The sequence below is a fragment of the Nocardia sp. NPDC049220 genome (assembly GCF_040647855.1).
Lineage (GTDB): Bacteria > Actinomycetota > Actinomycetes > Mycobacteriales > Mycobacteriaceae > Nocardia.
Window position 1 is genome coordinate 213969 of record NZ_JBEZDA010000005.1, and the last position, 16875, is coordinate 230843.

A 16875-nucleotide genomic window follows, 5' to 3' on the forward strand; every position below is an offset into this window, starting at 1 on the left:
CGCCGCCATGTCGAGTACACCAACCGAGTACGACGTCATCGTGATCGGTGGCGGGCCGGCCGGCGAGAATGCCGCCGCCTACGCCATCGCGGGTAGCGACCGCACCGCAGCCATCGTCGAGCGCGAGCTCGTCGGCGGCGAATGTTCGTACTGGGCCTGTATCCCCAGCAAAGCGCTCTTACGGCCGGGCCACGTGCTGGCGGCCGCACGAACCATGCCGGGTGTCTCCGCCACCGGACTCGATGTGGCGGCCGTGCTGCGCCGACGTGACGCGTTCGTGCACGACCACGACGACTCGTCGCAGGTCGACTGGGCCCGGCACAGTCATATCGAGGTCGTGCGCGGCGCGGGCCGGCTGACCGGGGAGCGCCTGGTCGAGGTCGACGGGCGGCAGCTGCGCGCCAGGCACGCGGTAGTGCTGGCCACCGGGACCACCGCCAACGTCCCCGATGTGCCCGGCCTGCGCGCGGCGCTGCCGTGGATCTCCCGCGACGTCACCAATCTGCATGAGGTCCCGCGCCGAGTCGCCCTGGTCGGCGGTGGCGTGGTGGCCTGCGAGGCGGCGACGTGGCTGGCCGCACTGGGCGCCGAGGTCACCATGCTCGTGCGCGGCTCCGCCGTCCTTGCCTCGGCCGAACAGTTCGCGGGTGAGCGGGTGGCCGCGACGCTCACCCAGGCGGGCGTGCGGGTGCGGTTCGGCACCGAACCGACCGCAGTCGAGCGTCCGGCAGCCGTGGCCACCGGAGAGGGCTGGATCCACGGCGGTCCCGCCACGGTCCGGTTGCGCAGCGCGGAGGGAGAGTCGGAGATCGTTGTCGACGAGATCGTGGTCGCGGCGGGACGTGCGCCTACCAGTGCGGGGCTGGGACTGGCCACGGTCGGCCTACCCGGCGGTTATGTCACGGTCGACGACCATCTCACCGTAGGCGGGGTCACGGGCGAGTGGTTGTACGCCGTCGGCGATGTGAATGGGCGCGTGGCACTCACACATATGGGCAAGTACCAGGGCAGAGTGTGCGGCGACGTGATCGCGGCACGGGCTGAGGGCCGGCCGCTGGACGACGGGAAGTTTTTCGCGAGTTCCGACCACGGCAAGGTGCCGCAGGTGGTGTTCACCGCACCCGAGGTCGCCTCCGTCGGGCTGACCGAGGCGGCGGCCAGGGCAGCGGGCCACGCAGTCGAGACGGTGGAACTCGACATCGTGGTGGCCGGATCGTCCCTGACCCGCGACGACTACGCGGGCCACGCGAAACTGGTCGTCGACAGCGCCACCGACACACTGCTCGGCGCCACGTTCGTCGGGCCGGACGTGGGCGAACAGCTGCACGCGGCGACGATCGCGGTGGTCGGCCGGGTACCGCTCGCGACGATGTGGCACGCGGTGCCGGCATTTCCGGCCGTGAGCGAATTCTGGTTGCGTCTATTGGAGCAGCGGCGCGCGTAGCTACCATCGGTGAATGGTGGCAACGAGAGATATCACGACCGCGGACGGAGTCGTCCGCGGACGCCGTGGCAACCGCGTGTCGCGCTGGCGTTCCATTCCCTACGCGGCTCCTCCGCTGGGAGACTTGCGATTTCGCGCCCCGCGACCGGTCGACCCATGGTCCGGTGTTCGCCAGGCCACCGCATTCACCTCCGCGGCGATGCAGCACCGCTCCGGCGCAAGGACCGGACCGCGTAGCTTCCAGCCGACCAGCGAAGACGCGCTGACACTGAATGTCACTATGCCTACGCGGCCGTCCGCGGTCCCGCGCCCGGTGTTGCTCTTCATCCACGGCGGCGGCTACCTCACCGGCACGTCCGCGCTGGCGCTGTACTCCGGGTCGCGGTTGGCACTGCGCGGCGACGCCGTGGTGGTTTCGCTGAACTACCGCCTGGGCGCGTTCGGTTACCTCGACTTCAGCGAGTTCGGCACGCCGGAACACCCGTTCGACACCAATCTCGGACTGCGCGACCAAGTGGCCGCATTGGAGTGGGTGCGCACCAACATCGCGGCGTTCGGCGGAGACCCGGACAACGTGACGATCTTCGGCGAGTCGGCGGGCGCGCACGCCGTCCTCACCCTGCTCACCACGCCCGCGGCGAACGGCCTGTTCCATCGGGCCATCGCGCAGAGCGCGCCCGCCGACTGGGCGGTGACCGCCGACGAGGCACGCGTCTTCGCCCGCCGCTGCGTCGCGGCGCTCGGCGCCACACCGGACACCGCCACTACCGCACTACGCACCGCGGGCGCCAATGACATCCGCCGCGCGGTCGACCGCACCATCAACCAGGTGCTGCGCGAACAGCCGGGGCTGTATCCCGCATGTCCGGTGGTGGACGGTGATTACCTTCCGCGCGCACCGATCGACGCGATCAGCGCGGGCACCGCGCACCGGGTGCCGCTGATCATCGGAACGACCCGGGACGAAGGCACGCTGTTCGCGCGGTTCATCGATGAATTGCCGACCAGCCCGGAGCGGCTACGCACCGCACTCGCCGGCTCTGGTGACAACGCCGAATCCCGGATCGCCGCGGCGTACTCCGGTTATCCGCGCTCGAAGGCCGCGGTGCGCGCCGGCGGCGATTTCACGTTCTGGCGTCCTTCGGTGACCGTGATGGAAGGCCATAGCCGGCACGCGCCGACCTACGCCTATCGCTACGACTTCGCGCCGCGCGCACTGCATCTCGCCGGGCTCGGCGCCACCCATGCGAGCGACCTCATCCCGGTCTTCGGTGCGGCGGACTCCCCATTCGGCCGCACCCTCACCGCCGCCGGCGGTCGACGCGGGCTGCTCGCGGTCACCGACCAGTTTCAGGACAACTGGCTGGCGTTCGCCCGCTCCGGCACACCGTTGCCCTCGTGGCCCGCCTATACCGCGGAGCGCAGGACCACCTTGATCATCGACTACCCCACCCGACTGGAACACGACCCGGAGACGGCGAAACGCCTTGCCTGGCAAGGTGTCCGGGCGCCCACCCTGGTCTGAGCCGCCACTACTTCAGCAGCCGGGACATCCGCCGGTCGGCGAGCACCTTGCCACCGGTCTGACAGGTGGGGCAATACTGGAACGACCGCTCGGCGTAGGAGACCTCGCGGACGGCGTCGCCGCAGACCGGGCAGGCAAGCCCGGTCCGGGCGTGCACCCGCATACCGGAACGCTTCTCACCTTTGAGCCGGGCGGCGTCCTGGCCGACCGACCGCCGCACCGCGTCGGTGAGCACGGCACCCATGGCCGAGTACAGTTCGGCGACCTTGTCCGGGGCCAAAGTCTTCGTGTTCGCGAATGGTGAGATCCGCGCCGTGTGCAGAATTTCGTCCGAGTAGGCGTTTCCGATACCCGCCAGCAACGACTGGTCGACAATGGCGGTCTTGATCCGTTGCGAAGTGCCGTGCAGAATCTCCGCGAACTGCGCTTCGGTCAGCTCGAGCGCGTCGGGGCCGAGCCGAGCGATGCCGGGTACCAGCTTGGGGTCCTCGACGATATACACCGCCAGGCGCTTCTTCGTGCCCGCCTCGGTCAGGTCGAAGGCAGGTGTCGCGCCCTCCGTGGTGAAGAAATGCACCCGAAGCGCCAGCGGACTCTTACCGCCCGGTTTAGGCGGGGTCGGGCTGGGTTCGTCGATCCAGCGCAGCCACCCACCGCGCGACAGATGCGTCACGAGCCACAACCCACCGCATTCCATACCGAGAAATTTCCCCCATCGGCCCGCTCCCGTCACGTCCCGGCCGGACAGCGCGGTGACCGGAGGATCGAACGTCTTCACCGCGCTCAGCGCGGCCACGTCGACACGCCCCACCACGGCGCCGACCGCGTGTTCCCGGAGGAACTGCGCCAACGCCTCCACTTCCGGTAGCTCGGGCACGCGTCAAGACTACCCAGACCTACCGACAACCTGCGGGTTCCGCCGCACCGCCGCGACCAGGCCGGCTATCCGCCGCGGCGCAGCAGATAGCTGTCCATGATCCAGCCCTTGCGGGCACGCAGTTCCGCGCGGCGGCGCACAATCTCGTCCCGCACCGCGGGCAGCGGGCCCTCGATCAGCGTCTCGTCGGGCATCCCGAGGTAGGCGCCCCACCAGATGTGCACGTCATCGCCCGAAATCGCGGTGAACGCGCAGTCACCGTCCAACATGACCAGCGCGTTGGGTGTGGCGAGCCCCTCTTCGCGCAGCCGACGACCGGTGGTGATGTGCACCGATTCGCCGATGTCGTGCAGAACCACGCGATGTCGTGCGGCCAGTGCCTGTGCGCTGGTGACCCCGGGGATCACCTCGTAGTCGAAGGTCACCTCGCCGCGCGCGAGCACCCGCTCGATCATCCGAAGGGTGCTGTCGTACAGCGCCGGATCACCCCACACCAGAATGCCACCGACCCCATCCACCTCGGCGAAGGCCGATTCCAGCAGCGCGGACCTGCGAGCGTGCCAATCCGCTACGACGCCCGCGTAGTCGGCGGGTCGGCGATCACGCGGCGGGTCGGCGATCGGCACGATCCGGTACGGCCGGTCCATGTGCTCGGCCAGGATCGCGGTCCGTACGTCGATCAACTCCTGCGCGGCCTCGCCCTTGCCGATGACAAAAAACGCCTCCACTCGCCGCATCGCCTTGACGGCCTGCACGGTGACCTGGTCGGGGTCGCCGGCGCCGATGCCGATCACGTAGAGCTTGCGCATGGCCGCGAGCTTGCCAGGTCGGCGGAAGACTAGAGTTGGCAGGTGTGGCCCCTGACTCGCTCCATCCGGCTTCCGCCCCCGATAGCCAGTACGAGGACCTGCTTCGTCTGGTACTCACCTCCGGCACGAAAAAGGCAGACCGCACCGGGACCGGTACCCGTAGCATCTTCGGCCACCAGTTGCGCTACGACCTCACCACGGGCTTCCCACTGATCACCACGAAGAAAGTCCACCTCAAGTCGATCATCTACGAGTTGCTGTGGTTCCTGCGCGGCGACTCCAACGTCGGCTGGCTGCGCGAACACGGCGTCTCGATCTGGGATGAATGGGCCGACGCGAACGGCGAACTCGGCCCGGTCTACGGCGCACAGTGGCGGTCGTGGCCGACACCGGACGGCACCCACATCGATCAGATCGCCCAGGTGCTGCACACACTGCGCACCAACCCCGATTCTCGGCGCATCATCGTCTCCGCATGGAACGTGGCGGAACTGGACAAGATGGCGCTGGCTCCCTGCCATGCGTTCTTCCAGTTCTACGTGGCCGACGGCAAACTGTCCTGCCAGCTCTATCAACGCAGTGCCGATCTGTTCCTCGGTGTTCCGTTCAACATCGCCAGTTACGCGCTGCTCACCCACATGGTCGCGCAGCAGACCGAGTTCGAACCCGGGGACTTCATCTGGACCGGCGGCGACTGTCACATCTACGACAACCACCTCGAGCAGGTCACCGAGCAGCTCGGCCGCGACCCCTTTCCGTTCCCGACGCTCCGGCTGCGGCCCGCGCCGACCCTGTTCGACTACCGCTACGAGGACGTGGAAGTGGTCGGTTACCAGCATCATCCGGCCATCAAGGCCGCGGTGGCGGTGTGAGCCGCACCATCGGGCTGATCTGGGCGCAGACTCGCGACGGGGTGATCGGTTACCAGAACAGCATCCCCTGGCGCGTACCGGAGGACCTGGCGAACTTCAAGGACGTCACCTGGGGCCACCCCGTGGTGATGGGCAGGCGGACCTGGGATTCGCTGCCGCCGAAATTTCGTCCGCTGGCCGGGCGCCGCAATATCGTGGTGACCAGGCAGACCGACTGGACGGCCGAGGGGGCCGAACGCGCCGCAGGGGTGCCCGAGGCGCTGGCACGGTGCGCTTCCGACACGGTATGGGTCGCTGGTGGCAGCGAAATCTACCGCGCCGCCATGGATTTCGCGACCGATCTGCGGGTCACCGAGATCGACACCACCGTCGACGGTGACGCCTACGCACCGCTGGTCGGACCGGAATGGACACCGGACGAACCGGAACCCTGGCGTACCTCCAAGACCGGCCTTCGCTTTCGCGTCCGGCACTACACCCGAGGGCGGACCACCTGATCGGCGACCGCCACGCCGCGCAGATCCGGTCGACCAGGTCGAACACGCCCGACTGCGTGCGGGGTGGTCGAACACGACCCGCGCCGCGACGGTCTCAGGCATACTCCTCGATATGGGCCGGACGGACCCTCGTTCGTCCGAACGCCTGAAGCCGTTGCCACCAGCCCGGCATCGGCTGTGGTGATCTGTGAAAGGCGGTCCATGGACAAGAAATCGCTGACTGCGGTCGCGCGCCAACAACTGAAGTTGGCTGCTGCCGCCACGAGTGGACGCAGTTCACAAACCATCTACGGCGGCCACACGCATTCTTTACGGCAGACGGTGGTCGGCCTGTCGGCCGGGCAGAGCCTGGCCGAGCACGACAACGCCGGCGATGCCACCCTGCTGGTGCTCAGCGGCACGCTGACCTTGATCAGCGGCACCGACGAATGGAAGGGCTCGGCGGGCGACCTGATCGTGGTGCCCAAGGCACGCCACAGCGTCAAGGCCGTCGACGATGTCGCCTTCCTGCTGACAGTGGCCAAATAACAGCCACATCATGCGTATCGGTCGAGCGAGCCGGGCACTAGGGTGTCGATCATGGGTGAGCCGCAGCCGATCCTCGAACCGCTCGCGCCGACCGCGCTCTTCCTGGTCGCGACCATAGACGACGGCGGCGAAGCGGCGGTACGCGATCTGCTCGCCGACATCGCCGGTCTGCGCCGTTCGGTGGGGTTCCGGCTACCGGGCGCCGGACTCGCCTGCATCACCTCGATCGGTTCCGCGGCGTGGGACCGGCTGTTCGCCGGACCGAGGCCCGCCGAGCTGCACGAGTTCCCAGGCTTCGTCGGTGCGCGCCACTGCGCGCCCGCGACGCCGGGCGACCTGTTGTTCCACATCAAGGCCGAGTCGCAAGGCGCCTGCTTCGAGTTGGCCATGGCCATCGGCCGGGAACTCGAAGGCGCGGCCACGATTGTCGACGAGACGGCGGGCTTCCGCTACTTCGAGCAACGCGACCTGCTCGGTTTCGTCGACGGCACCGAGAACCCGGAGGGCCCCGCGGCGGTCTCCGCGGCACTTGTCGGTGACGAGGACCCGGTGTTCACCGGCGGCAGCTACGTCATCGTGCAGAAGTACACGCACCCGCTGGCGGACTGGAACGCCCTGTCGGTCGAGGAGCAGGAACACGTGATCGGCCGGACCAAGCTGGACGACTTCGAGTTCTCCGACGAGGACAAACCCGCCAACTCGCATGTCGCGGTCAACACCCTCGTCGATCCGGACGGCACCGAGCGCAAGATCCTGCGCGGAAACATGCCCTTCGGCAGCGTGCGCGACGGCGAATTCGGCACCTATTACATCGCGTACGCGGCCACACCGAGCGTTACCGAACGCATGCTCACGCGCATGTTCGTCGGCACCGAGGATGCCGCGTACGACCGCATCCTCGACTTCTCCGTCGCCGTCACCGGCACCTCGTTCTTCGCACCGACCGTCGATTTCCTCGACGATCTTCCGCCCGCCCCGTCGGATGTCGGGCAATCCATGGAATCCCTCGGCACCGACGCCGTCGAGCAGGCGGTGCTGGCCGGTGCTGCCACGCTGACCGGTGACGGCACCCTCGGTATCGGCACGTTGAAAAGGAGCACTCGGCAATGAACAACCTGCATCGCGAACTCGCGCCGGTCACCTCCGAGGCATGGGCGGCCATCGAGGAGGAGTCGAAGCGCACGTTCAAGCGGCACATCGCGGGCCGCCGCGTCGTCGACCTGTCCGGCCCGCACGGCACCGACTACTCCGCGGCAGGTACCGGTCACACGACACCGATCGCGGCACCCGACGACGGCGTGCTGGCCCGCCAGCGCGTGGTCGCGCCCTTGGTGGAACTGCGGGTGCCGTTCACGCTGTCGCGCGAGGAACTCGACAACGTCGAGCGCGGCGCCAAGGACACCGATCTGGACGCGGTGAAGGACGCCGCGAAAAAGATCGCGTTCGCCGAAGACCGCACGATCTTCGAGGGATACCCGGCAGCGAACATCACCGGAATACGGGCGAGTTCGTCCAATCAGCCGGTCGCCTTGCCCAGCGACCCCCGACTGGTCCCCGAAGCGGTCGCCCAGGCGTTGAGCGCACTACGGTTGGCCGGTGTCGACGGGCCATACTCGGTACTGCTCAGCGCAGACTTGTTCACCCAGGTCAGCGAGACCTCCGACCACGGGCATCCGATCCGCACCCACATCGAACGCCTGATCCCGGAGGGCGAGATCGTCTGGGCGCCCGCCATTACCGGCGCGATCGTGCTCACGACCCGCGGCGGCGACTTCGATCTACGCGTCGGCCAGGACGTATCCATCGGATATCTGTCGCACGACGTGGCGACCGTCCAGTTGTACTTTCAGGAAAGCCTGACCTTCCTGGCCTACACCGCCGAGGCCGCGGTCGCACTCACGGCCTGAACCCGGATCCACCGACGGCATTTCGCAGTCGTGAGAATGTGGATCGAGATGCCCTGTGAGCTGCAGTGATGTGGCTTGTCGAAGGAAACCGTATCCACCGACAAACAGGAAGAGGCGCACATCATGCGCGCAGTGGTCCTACAAGAGTTCGACACTCCGCTGATCCTGAGCCAGATCGACAAACCCACCGCCGGGCGGGGCCAGGTGCTGGTCAAGGTGCAGGCCAGCGGTGTCAACCCGCTGGACACCAAGATTCGAGCCGGCAAGGCGCCGCACGCCAAGAGCAAGCTGCCGGCCGTACTCGGCTTGGATCTGGCCGGCGTGGTCGAACGGGTCGGCGCGGGGGTAACCGAGTTCGCATCCGGCGATGAGGTCTACGGCATGACCGGTGGCGTCGGTGATCTGCAGGGCTCACTCGCCGAGTACGCGGCCCTCGACGCTCGTCTGATTGCCCGTAAACCGACCTCGCTCACCATGCGCGAGGCCGCGGCACTGCCCCTGGTGGTCATCACGGCGTGGGAGGGCTTGGTCGACCGGGCGCAGGTCCATGCGGGCCAGAAGGTTCTCGTGCACGGGGGCGCCGGTGGTATCGGCCATGTGGCCGTTCAGATCGCACGTGCTCGCGGCGCCGAAGTCTTCGCCACCGTGTCGCCCTCGCGCTTGCAGGTCGTTGAGCGCCTGGGGGCCACGCCGATCGACTACACAACCACAGCCGTGGACGAGTACGTCGCCGAATACACCGGCGGCGACGGCTTCGATGTCATCTTCGACACGGTCGGCGGTCCTGTGCTCGATGCCTCCTTCGCCGCGGCGCGCACGCACACCGGCCACGTCCTGAGCGCCCTGGGCTGGGGTACCCATAGCCTGGCCCCCCTTTCCTTCCGCGCAGCCACCTATTCGGGTGTTTTCACCCTGTTGCCCATGCTGACGGGCCAGGGGCGGGAGCATCACGGGGAAATCATGCGTGCGGCGGCAACCCTCGCCGACGCTGGATCGCTCGCGCCCTTGCTCGACCCCAGGCGCTTCACGCTCGACACGGTCGCGGACGCGCATGCGATCGTGGAGAGCGGCACTGCTCGCGGCAAGATCGTGATCGACATCGACTGACACTCGTCGGTCCACGAGCGGACACTGCCGTATCGGAATGTCCGAGCCAGCGCAGTAGCTCGACGAGTTCGGTGTATTGCGGAGGTGGACGGCATCAGGATCACCGAGTCGCGCCACGAGCGAGGCCACCTGGCTGCAGTTCGACGCGTGCGTCGGCCACCGATGGGAAATCGACGGTGTGCGCCGGTAGCCGAGCAGGCGGTACCGTCATGCCCGGCAGTGCACCAGAGGCAGGTAGGTGAGATGACAACGGTGCGAGCGGGTGTGGTCCCGACGCAGCGCGCAGTGGTCTACGGCGTGCTCGGCATTATGATGACCGTGACGATCTGCGGTGCGTTTGTCGCCGCGTTCGGCATCAATCGGGTGTTCACCGGCCTGCTGGCGGGTGCCGTCGCGGGCGTCGCCGTTCTGTCGGCGCTGTTCACCAGGGATGCCGTCGTATTGACCGATCACTCCATCTACCGGTGCACGCCGTGGACGGTGTCCAGCATCGACTGGAATCGTGTGGTGGCCGGTCGGTTCGCCCTCGATGAACGGTCTCGCTGGTCACTGGCGCTGGACCTGTCCGGCGGCGACGAACCTTACGGCGAACTGGTCTTGCTGTCGATAGCTCCGGTGGTCCGCCCGGTCGCGGGCGCCTACGACCTGCGCAAGCGTGACCAGGTCACCGAGATCCGGGCGATACTGCGCCGCAAGCGTATTCCGGTGACGGTGCTCCCGCAGATCGCGGGCGCACTCCAGGAGCATTGGCAGATCGCGTCACCGACCCACTGATCATCCAGATCAGCGCGCCGATCGCCGACTGCGCGCGTCGCGATTGTCGCACGGACAGCCGCGATAATCGGTGACACCAAGCGAGCCGGGGCATTTCCGACCCACCTGGTGGCGATCGACTATGCCGACGACATCACCTCGGTCCCCGGCTCGTCGCCGGTTCTCACGACATTCCGTTCGGTGTGTCCGCGAGCGACAGTGTGCAGGTTGAGCCTGGTGGGTTTGAGGGCCTCGGCCACCAGGCGGGTGGCGTACCCGGGGTCCGCACGTTCACCACAGGTGAACACGTCTACGAACGCGGCGCCGAGTTCGGGGTAGGTGTGGATGGACGCGTGCGACTCAGCGAGCAACAGCAGGACGGTGACGCCTTGCGGCTGAAATCTTTTGGACGTGATGTCGAGAACCGTGGCGCCGGCGACGGTCAGCGACCCCGCGAGGATTTTCCGGAGCAGATCCTCGTTGTCCAGCAGCGCGGAATCGATACCCTCGAGTTCCGCCATCGTGTGTCGGCCGATGAATGCCCCGACCGGCGTGATCTCTTCGCGCACCTCCGTCACAGTCGCCGCCAAGCATCACTGAGTACGGCTCGAAGTATCTGCTCCATCTCGGCGAAATGCGATTCGTCGCAGATCAGTGGCGGGGCCAACTGAATGATCGGGTCACCGCGGTCGTCGGCTCGGCAATACAGTCCGGCTTCGAACAGAGCCTTCGACACGTATTCGCGCAACAGCACCTCCTTCTCCTCGGTGGTGAACGTTTCTCGAGTCACTTTGTCCTTGACCAACTCGATGCCGAAAAAGAATCCGTCGCCACGAATATCGCCGACGATGGGGAGGTCATAAAGCCGATCGAGATAGCTTCGGAAGACGTCGGTGTTGGCGCGCACGTACGCGTTGAGCTGTTCGCCCTCGATGATATCGAGGTTGACGAGAGCGACCGCGGCCGCGACGGGATGCCCACCATAGGTGAAACCGTGCGCGAACCAGTCGCGATCGGCGCGGAACGGTTCGGCCAAACGCTCATCGGCGATCATCGCGCCGAGCTGGGCGTAGCCGGATGTCAACCCTTTGGCGCAGGTGATGATGTCGGGTTGCAGATCGTAGCGCTGCGAGCCGAAATACTCGCCCAGCCTGCCGAATCCGCAGATCACTTCATCAGCTACGAGCAAGACGTCGTACCGGTCGCAGATTTCTCGAACGCGACGAAGATACCCCGGTGGCGGCGGGATACTGCCACCCGCGTTCTGCACCGGTTCGAGAAAGACCGCGGCGACCGTGTCCGGCCCCTCCTGTTCGATGGCTTCGGCTATCTGGTCGGCGGCCCACTGCCCGAATTCGTACAGGTCCGATTCCCGATGATGGCGCCGGTAGTAGTTCGTATTCGGCACACGAACAACCGTTGGCACGAGTGGCTCGAAATCATTACGTGCGGTGGGCATTCCGGTGATCGACAACGCGCCCATAGAGGTGCCGTGATAAGACATCACCCGCGATACCGCCTTGTGCTTGAGCGGACGGCCGGTGCGCCGGAAGTAGGCACGGGCAAGCTTCCACGCGGTTTCGACCGCCTCGGAACCGCCCGAGGTGAAGAAGACTCGGTTGAGATTGCCCGGCGCCAGGTCGGACAATCGCTCGGCCAATTCGATCGCGGGTGGGTGGGCATAGGACCAGAGTGGGAAGTACGCCAATTCGCCCGCCTGTTTGGCGGCCGCCTGAGCGAGTTCCTGCCTGCCATGACCGACTTGCACGACGAAAAGCCCGGACAACCCGTCGAGGTAGCGGCGGCCTGCCGCGTCGTAGATGTAGGGGCCGTCGCCGCGCACGATAACGGACGCGGCCGAGGTGTCTTGAGTGGAATGGCGAGTGAAATGCATCCACAGGTGATCTGTAGCGGCACTGCCTGCGCCGATGTCGTGACCAGTCACAATTACTACCTGCATCTGGGACCGGTGGGGCCGGTACCCGTTTCGGTGATTCGGTCGCTCGAGTCTGCCGCGCGGACATGGGCTGGTGAAGTCGGGAAATCCCTACATTTGTCGGAGTACACCGCGCCCATAGCGGGAGCCGGGCACGTCGTGTCGTCTCGTCACGGCCGCCGACCCGCTGCCGCTGGCTTACTTTCACGTGAAGCGCGCCGCCGAGCAGGCGAAATCTTATATTCGCCGAGGCCGGCGTCGGCGAGTCGACCTGGGAGAACTATCCGGCCGAACGCCCGTACCGCACGTCGCACGCCGAACGTGAGGTGGGGCTGAACATCAGGCAGATCCCTGTAGTATCTGCGAGACGCCGAGCGCTTCGAGTGTGCAGTTTCGATCCGAGCGGCGAGGCACGAATCTGGAAGCACGATCATGGGTAGTGGTATGGCTGCGCGACTCCCGCCGAAGACATTGCGCGAGGCGCACCGGAAAAATGATCAGGCCACGTACGGGCTGTGCCAACTCGACGTCGAATCATCTTTCCTTCGGCCGGTGCGCTACCCCTACGGCACCAGCGCGGCGGAAGGGTAGCCGTGTCCGTCGAAACAGTGACACCCGAAACACATGTCGACCTCATCGTCGGCGCCACCGGAGTAGGCAACAGCGCACGCGCTATCAGCCAGGCGCAGCCAGATCCGCAGGTTCCGCCACCACGAAGTGCGTCCCGACCTGCTGTTCGACCTTTCGGTCGACTCGACCCACACCGCCGACCTCGCGGCCGCGGTGACCCGCGAGCACTCTTGCTACCGTACACAGCAGCAGCGCGCCTTCGACTCGCTGCTCACTCGCACTCCAGCGCTGGCGGTCCACGACAGCGTGCTTCCTTCACCACAACAGGCGCCACTATGAATCACCCTGCTACACCCAGCCCCTCAGTCATTCTCTGCGGGGCCGATGGCGAAGCTATCGGCTACCTCCCAAAAGACCAGGTGCATCACCGAGACACCCCCCTTCATCTGGCTTTCTCCTCGTACATTTTCGACAGCGATCGTCGCCTGTTGGTCACCCGACGCTCATCGGCGAAGGCGACGTGGCCGGGCGTCACGACCAATAGCTGCTGCGGCCACCCCGAGCCGGAGGAACCGCTCACCGACGCCGTGCGACGTCGCGTCCACGAAGAACTCGGCGTGAAGGCGGAAAACATCACCCTGGTCCTGCCGACTTTCTCCTACCGCGCTCAAATGCCGAATGGAATCGTCGAGTACGAACTGTGCCCTGTCTTCACGGCCACAGCTGAATCGACCACGCTTCAGGCAGACCCTGAGGAAGTGGACGGCGCCGAATGGATACCGTGGCACAGCTTCGCGACACGTGTGTGCGACGGCACCCTCGAGGTCTCGCCTTGGTGCCGGATGCAGGTGGAGCAATTGGTCGAGTTGGGTCCGGATCCACTGCGCTGGGCGGCCGGTGACCCGACTCAGCTACCTGCCGCCGCGACCTACTGACAATGGGGGGCGTCGGCCCTGACCGCAGGATTACTCGCTAAGGCTTCAGTCCGCGCAGCACGATCTGCACACCACCCCGGAATTCGTCGTCGGCAGACATATCCTTGGCCTGGCCGGCCGCTTGCGCCAGATGGGGATAGTCCTGCGGGGAAAGTTCCGACAACCCGATCGTCCCCCGACCCGACAGCGGCGCGTAGTGCTTGTTCTGCAGGAAGCCGATCAGGAAGGCGACCAGCGTGCGCTGGGCGATCACCCGTGCCCGTCCGTGGAAGCCGCCCTCGGTGAGCACGGCGAGCATGGCTTCCATCACCCGCAGCGACGCGATCGAGGACTGGCGGTGCCGCAGCACGAGCGGCACGGCCGCCGGATGGGCCGAAAAACCGGCTCGGATGTGTTCGAGCAGCATCGCCATCCGCGCCCGCCAGTCGACCCCGGCGGGCAGCGTCGTGTCGATCGAGACGAACACGTGGTCCACCACCAGTAACTCGAGCCCGTCGCGGTCGCGTACGTAGCGGTACAGGGCCATGGTGGCCATGCCGAGTTCGGTGGCCACCGCACGCATGGTGAGCGCGGACATACCCTCGCGGTCGAGCACCGCGAGGGCAGCCGCGGCGAGATCCGCGGTGGTCAGCGACCGAGGACGGGGCATGGGTTGACAGCGTACAAGGTACGCGCATACTGAACGTAGGCGTACAAGGTACACCTACGAAAGGAAGCCCTCGATGTCTTCACCGACCACCGTCCCGGACCGGACACTGGTCACCGTCTCCGGCGCGCAGATTCAGGTACCGGACCCGGATTGCCTGATCCACCTGCAGTTCCGCCGATTCGCCGGGTGCCCGGTGTGCAATCTGCACCTCCGTTCGATCGTCAGCCGCGCACAGGACATCACCGCGGCGAACATTCGGGAGGTGATCGTGTTCCATTCCAGCGCAGCGGAGTTACGCAAGTACACCGCGGACCTGCCGCTAAACGTGGTCGCCGATCCGACTCGCATTCTCTACCGCGAGTTCGGCGTCGAGACTTCCCCTCGTACACTGCTCGACCCGCGCGGATGGACCGCTGTCCTGCGAGGTGTCGCACACGACGCGCGCGCGACCCTGCGCGGCAAGCAGGCCGCCCCGCCCACGAAACCCGAAGGCGGCGGCCTCGGGCTCCCGGGCGATTTCCTGATCGCCCCGGACGGACACGTGCTCGCCGCGAAACACGGCGAGCACGTCTACGACCAATGGTCGGTCGACGAATTGCTCACGCTCGCATCGGCAGCGGAGCGTCACCTGTGCTGAACATCGAAAGGCCACTTATGGCACGAGCCTGCGCGCTGTTCTTCGGCGGCCTGCTCGCGGGCTCGTTCGGCTACGGCGCGGTCAATGTCCTATATGCCTTTCGCACGGTTGCTCTGGACGTCCGCTTCACTTTCCATACCGCGCTGATGAGCGCGAATGGCTTTGTCATGCAGTCGCTGATGGGCGCGACCTTCCTCAGCACCCTGGTGCTCGCCGTGCGCTCGTCCGCGAGGTACCGCCGGCTCGCGGGCGGCGCGGCAGCGCTCACGGTCGCCTCGTTCCTGATCACCCGGCTCGGCAACGTCCCGATCAACCAGCAGATCAAGGTGTGGGCGATCAGCGGTCGCCCAGCCGACTACGCCGAGATATTGGGCCGCTGGGAAGCGTTCCATATCGCCCGCGCCCTGTGCGCGGTGTTTGCGTTCCTGCTCGTCGCTTTCGGTACCCTGCGCCTGACAAAGGATGCGCGCCCATGATGACCGTCGAACTGTTCGTCCCCGACGACACACTCACCGCCGAACGTAAACGCGCGCTTGCCGAACGCATCCTGCGCGAGCTGACCACGGAGCCCGGAGCGCCGGACTCGGTGTTGGCGAAAGCCCGTGAACTAACCCATGTTCTGGTGCGTAGTCCCGAGGTGTGGGCGACCGGCGGACCGGAGTTGGACGCCGCGCCACGTTATCTGGTACGACTCACCGTCCCGGGATCATGGAGCAACAACAACATCGGCGACCACGTAATTCCGCTGATAACGAGGGCCATCGCCGAAACCGAGAGTGATCCGGATCGGCTGACCCGTGCGCCGCACTGCGTGATCCAGATCGTCGGCCTGCGCGAACACCACATCGGCACCTTCGGCCGGAAACTCGGCGCCACCGAGATCACCAAGCTGATGACGCAGGACTACCGAGAGTCCGGCGACCACGCGCAACCCCCTGACGGGTATACCATCGACCCGGTCTGCGGAATGACCGTGAAACGGTCGACCGCCCGTTTCACCCTCACCCTCGATGGCACCGACTATGCCTTCTGTGCTTCGGTCTGCCGCAAGGTCTTTGTCGAGGAGCGCGCCATTCCCGGCTAGCGCATCTGCGGTCATGGTTGCCCGGCGGACGGTCAGGGCAGCAGCGATCCAGGATCAATCGTGAATTCGAAAGGACTGCGCAAGGTGACGGCGTTCCCCGCCGCCACCCGGTGCGTCAACTGGTAGGCGCCGACATCGCCCAGTTCGTGCGCGAACAGTACCGGCACGGACTCGTCACGCAGTTGCCCCTTGAACGGGTTCGGCTCGAACCACCAATAGTTCGGGATAACGGCTTCGGCATAGACGACGGGTTTGACCATGCGGTCCTGCAGCGTAGTGGATCTGGACACCACCTCGACCACGAGCTGAACCTGTTCGGATGGGATTCCTCGGTCATCCCATCCGATCGGCCCGTTCGCCACTATCAGATCGGGGATCGGCTCGTCGTCGCCGATCAGCACTCCGACGCCGTCGAGCACGACTACACCGGACGGCCTGGCATCCGCTAGTGCGCGCACCAGGCATTGGATCAGCCACTGATGCCGAGGCTTCTGCGCGGCATTCACGACGAGCTGACCATTCAACACCTCGTAGCGCAATCCATCTTCGGGCATGTGTTCGAGGTCGGCAGCCGTCCAGCTGTCGGAACGGGGGATAGGCATCGCCTATGAAACACCTCCAACCTCGTCGAACGATGGCGAAAGGATCGCCACCGATTCCGTCCGAGTCCAGCCGACCGGTCCGGGGGTAGCTGTCGGCGAGAAGCACCGGTCGGTGCTCCCCGCCAGCAGCTCTCGGGTAACCG

General features: G+C 66.3%; 21 protein-coding genes. 15 read left to right on the forward strand and 6 right to left on the reverse strand.

From position 1 onward, the window contains the following. Positions 1-7 precede the first annotated feature (7 nt). Together AB0C34_RS16500 and AB0C34_RS16505 are read left to right on the forward strand one after the other, a co-directional pair. On the forward strand, positions 8-1444 hold the full coding sequence (locus AB0C34_RS16500; protein WP_357072778.1) for an NAD(P)/FAD-dependent oxidoreductase: 1437 nt from the start codon (positions 8-10) through the stop codon (positions 1442-1444). A 13-nt stretch (positions 1445-1457) separates the two neighbouring features. Beyond that, positions 1458-2969 carry a carboxylesterase/lipase family protein gene (locus AB0C34_RS16505; RefSeq protein WP_357072781.1) on the forward strand — a complete coding sequence of 504 codons (1512 nt, stop codon included), beginning with the start codon at positions 1458-1460 and terminating at the stop codon, positions 2967-2969. A gap of 7 nt (positions 2970-2976) precedes the next feature. Here AB0C34_RS16505 and AB0C34_RS16510 read toward each other — a convergent pair whose 3' ends face one another. Beyond that, complete coding sequence (locus AB0C34_RS16510) at positions 2977-3846, reverse strand: DNA-formamidopyrimidine glycosylase family protein (RefSeq protein WP_357072784.1); 870 nt, start codon at positions 3844-3846, stop codon at positions 2977-2979. A 65-nt stretch (positions 3847-3911) separates the two neighbouring features. Then, positions 3912-4655 (reverse strand): precorrin-6A synthase (deacetylating), encoded by a 744-nt coding sequence (gene cobF / locus AB0C34_RS16515; RefSeq protein WP_357072786.1) that lies wholly within the window; start codon positions 4653-4655, stop codon positions 3912-3914. Between the two features lie 44 nt (positions 4656-4699). Here cobF and AB0C34_RS16520 point away from each other — a divergent pair, with 44 nt between their 5' ends. The 7 genes from AB0C34_RS16520 to AB0C34_RS16550 all read left to right on the forward strand — a co-directional run bounded on the left by AB0C34_RS16520 (position 4700) and on the right by AB0C34_RS16550 (position 10340). Continuing rightward, on the forward strand, positions 4700-5527 hold the full coding sequence (locus AB0C34_RS16520) for a thymidylate synthase (RefSeq protein ID WP_357072789.1): 828 nt from the start codon (positions 4700-4702) through the stop codon (positions 5525-5527). Then, positions 5524-6024: a dihydrofolate reductase gene (locus AB0C34_RS16525; RefSeq protein WP_357072792.1), complete on the forward strand. Its 501-nt coding sequence runs from the start codon at positions 5524-5526 to the stop codon at positions 6022-6024. Before AB0C34_RS16520 ends, AB0C34_RS16525 begins: the two co-directional genes overlap by 4 nt. 201 nt (positions 6025-6225) lie before the next feature. After that, positions 6226-6552, forward strand: a complete 327-nt coding sequence (locus AB0C34_RS16530; RefSeq protein ID WP_357072795.1) for a cupin domain-containing protein — start codon at positions 6226-6228, stop codon at positions 6550-6552. Between the two features lie 51 nt (positions 6553-6603). Then, complete coding sequence (locus AB0C34_RS16535; protein ID WP_357072798.1) at positions 6604-7662, forward strand: Dyp-type peroxidase; 1059 nt, start codon at positions 6604-6606, stop codon at positions 7660-7662. Continuing rightward, the gene (locus tag AB0C34_RS16540) at positions 7659-8459 is read left to right on the forward strand and encodes a family 1 encapsulin nanocompartment shell protein (protein ID WP_357072801.1); all 801 of its coding nucleotides are present in this window, start codon (positions 7659-7661) and stop codon (positions 8457-8459) included. The genes AB0C34_RS16535 and AB0C34_RS16540 overlap by 4 nt, the downstream gene beginning before the upstream one ends. A gap of 75 nt (positions 8460-8534) precedes the next feature. Then, the gene (locus tag AB0C34_RS16545) at positions 8535-9566 is read left to right on the forward strand and encodes a zinc-dependent alcohol dehydrogenase family protein (protein WP_357072804.1); all 1032 of its coding nucleotides are present in this window, start codon (positions 8535-8537) and stop codon (positions 9564-9566) included. 243 nt (positions 9567-9809) lie between these two features. Beyond that, positions 9810-10340, forward strand: a complete 531-nt coding sequence (locus AB0C34_RS16550) for a hypothetical protein (protein WP_357072807.1) — start codon at positions 9810-9812, stop codon at positions 10338-10340. Positions 10341-10459: 119 nt separating this feature from the next. Here AB0C34_RS16550 and speD read toward each other — a convergent pair whose 3' ends face one another. Together speD and AB0C34_RS16560 are read right to left on the reverse strand one after the other, a co-directional pair. Beyond that, on the reverse strand, positions 10460-10888 hold the full coding sequence (gene speD, locus AB0C34_RS16555; RefSeq protein WP_357072810.1) for an adenosylmethionine decarboxylase: 429 nt from the start codon (positions 10886-10888) through the stop codon (positions 10460-10462). Positions 10889-10893: 5 nt separating this feature from the next. Then, a complete protein-coding gene (locus AB0C34_RS16560; RefSeq protein WP_357072813.1) occupies positions 10894-12264 on the reverse strand; it encodes an aspartate aminotransferase family protein in 1371 nt (456 codons plus the stop codon). Between the two features lie 435 nt (positions 12265-12699). On the opposite strand from AB0C34_RS16560, the gene AB0C34_RS16565 reads away from it, so the two are divergent. From AB0C34_RS16565 to idi, 3 genes are all read left to right on the forward strand, one after another. Beyond that, positions 12700-12846 (forward strand): hypothetical protein, encoded by a 147-nt coding sequence (locus tag AB0C34_RS16565; RefSeq protein ID WP_357072816.1) that lies wholly within the window; start codon positions 12700-12702, stop codon positions 12844-12846. A gap of 126 nt (positions 12847-12972) precedes the next feature. Continuing rightward, positions 12973-13164 (forward strand): hypothetical protein, encoded by a 192-nt coding sequence (locus tag AB0C34_RS16570; RefSeq protein WP_357072819.1) that lies wholly within the window; start codon positions 12973-12975, stop codon positions 13162-13164. Then, the gene (idi, locus tag AB0C34_RS16575; RefSeq protein WP_357072822.1) at positions 13161-13760 is read left to right on the forward strand and encodes an isopentenyl-diphosphate Delta-isomerase; all 600 of its coding nucleotides are present in this window, start codon (positions 13161-13163) and stop codon (positions 13758-13760) included. The genes AB0C34_RS16570 and idi overlap by 4 nt, the downstream gene beginning before the upstream one ends. A 37-nt stretch (positions 13761-13797) precedes the next feature. Here the strand turns inward: idi and AB0C34_RS16580 are convergent, their stop codons facing one another. Beyond that, positions 13798-14409 carry a TetR/AcrR family transcriptional regulator C-terminal domain-containing protein gene (locus AB0C34_RS16580; RefSeq protein ID WP_357072825.1) on the reverse strand — a complete coding sequence of 204 codons (612 nt, stop codon included), beginning with the start codon at positions 14407-14409 and terminating at the stop codon, positions 13798-13800. A gap of 73 nt (positions 14410-14482) precedes the next feature. Between AB0C34_RS16580 and AB0C34_RS16585 the strand changes: the two genes are divergently transcribed. From AB0C34_RS16585 to AB0C34_RS16595, 3 genes are read left to right on the forward strand one after another with little or no spacing between them, the layout of a single operon-like run. Then, the gene (locus tag AB0C34_RS16585; protein ID WP_357072828.1) at positions 14483-15046 is read left to right on the forward strand and encodes a peroxiredoxin-like family protein; all 564 of its coding nucleotides are present in this window, start codon (positions 14483-14485) and stop codon (positions 15044-15046) included. Further along, positions 15040-15522, forward strand: a complete 483-nt coding sequence (locus AB0C34_RS16590) for a DUF1772 domain-containing protein (protein WP_357072831.1) — start codon at positions 15040-15042, stop codon at positions 15520-15522. Before AB0C34_RS16585 ends, AB0C34_RS16590 begins: the two co-directional genes overlap by 7 nt. Further along, the gene (locus AB0C34_RS16595; RefSeq protein WP_357072834.1) at positions 15519-16130 is read left to right on the forward strand and encodes an ATPase; all 612 of its coding nucleotides are present in this window, start codon (positions 15519-15521) and stop codon (positions 16128-16130) included. The genes AB0C34_RS16590 and AB0C34_RS16595 overlap by 4 nt, the downstream gene beginning before the upstream one ends. 32 nt (positions 16131-16162) lie before the next feature. Here the strand turns inward: AB0C34_RS16595 and AB0C34_RS16600 are convergent, their stop codons facing one another. Then, positions 16163-16732: a Uma2 family endonuclease gene (locus AB0C34_RS16600; RefSeq protein WP_357072837.1), complete on the reverse strand. Its 570-nt coding sequence runs from the start codon at positions 16730-16732 to the stop codon at positions 16163-16165. Between the last annotated feature and the right edge of the window lie 143 nt (positions 16733-16875).

Bases quoted from the DNA above. Each gene is read 5' to 3' on its own strand.
- AB0C34_RS16500 (WP_357072778.1), top strand. From the start codon at position 8: ATGTCGAGTACACCAACCGAGTACGACGTCATCGTGATCGGTGGCGGG.
- AB0C34_RS16505 (WP_357072781.1), top strand. From the start codon at position 1,458: ATGGTGGCAACGAGAGATATCACGACCGCGGACGGAGTCGTCCGCGGA.
- cobF (WP_357072786.1), bottom strand. From the start codon at position 4,655: ATGCGCAAGCTCTACGTGATCGGCATCGGCGCCGGCGACCCCGACCAG.
- AB0C34_RS16530 (WP_357072795.1), top strand. From the start codon at position 6,226: ATGGACAAGAAATCGCTGACTGCGGTCGCGCGCCAACAACTGAAGTTG.
- AB0C34_RS16535 (WP_357072798.1), top strand. From the start codon at position 6,604: ATGGGTGAGCCGCAGCCGATCCTCGAACCGCTCGCGCCGACCGCGCTC.
- AB0C34_RS16540 (WP_357072801.1), top strand. From the start codon at position 7,659: ATGAACAACCTGCATCGCGAACTCGCGCCGGTCACCTCCGAGGCATGG.
- AB0C34_RS16550 (WP_357072807.1), top strand. From the start codon at position 9,810: ATGACAACGGTGCGAGCGGGTGTGGTCCCGACGCAGCGCGCAGTGGTC.
- AB0C34_RS16565 (WP_357072816.1), top strand. From the start codon at position 12,700: ATGGCTGCGCGACTCCCGCCGAAGACATTGCGCGAGGCGCACCGGAAA.
- idi (WP_357072822.1), top strand. From the start codon at position 13,161: ATGAATCACCCTGCTACACCCAGCCCCTCAGTCATTCTCTGCGGGGCC.
- AB0C34_RS16580 (WP_357072825.1), bottom strand. From the start codon at position 14,409: ATGCCCCGTCCTCGGTCGCTGACCACCGCGGATCTCGCCGCGGCTGCC.
- AB0C34_RS16585 (WP_357072828.1), top strand. From the start codon at position 14,483: ATGTCTTCACCGACCACCGTCCCGGACCGGACACTGGTCACCGTCTCC.
- AB0C34_RS16595 (WP_357072834.1), top strand. From the start codon at position 15,519: ATGATGACCGTCGAACTGTTCGTCCCCGACGACACACTCACCGCCGAA.
- AB0C34_RS16600 (WP_357072837.1), bottom strand. From the start codon at position 16,732: ATGCCTATCCCCCGTTCCGACAGCTGGACGGCTGCCGACCTCGAACAC.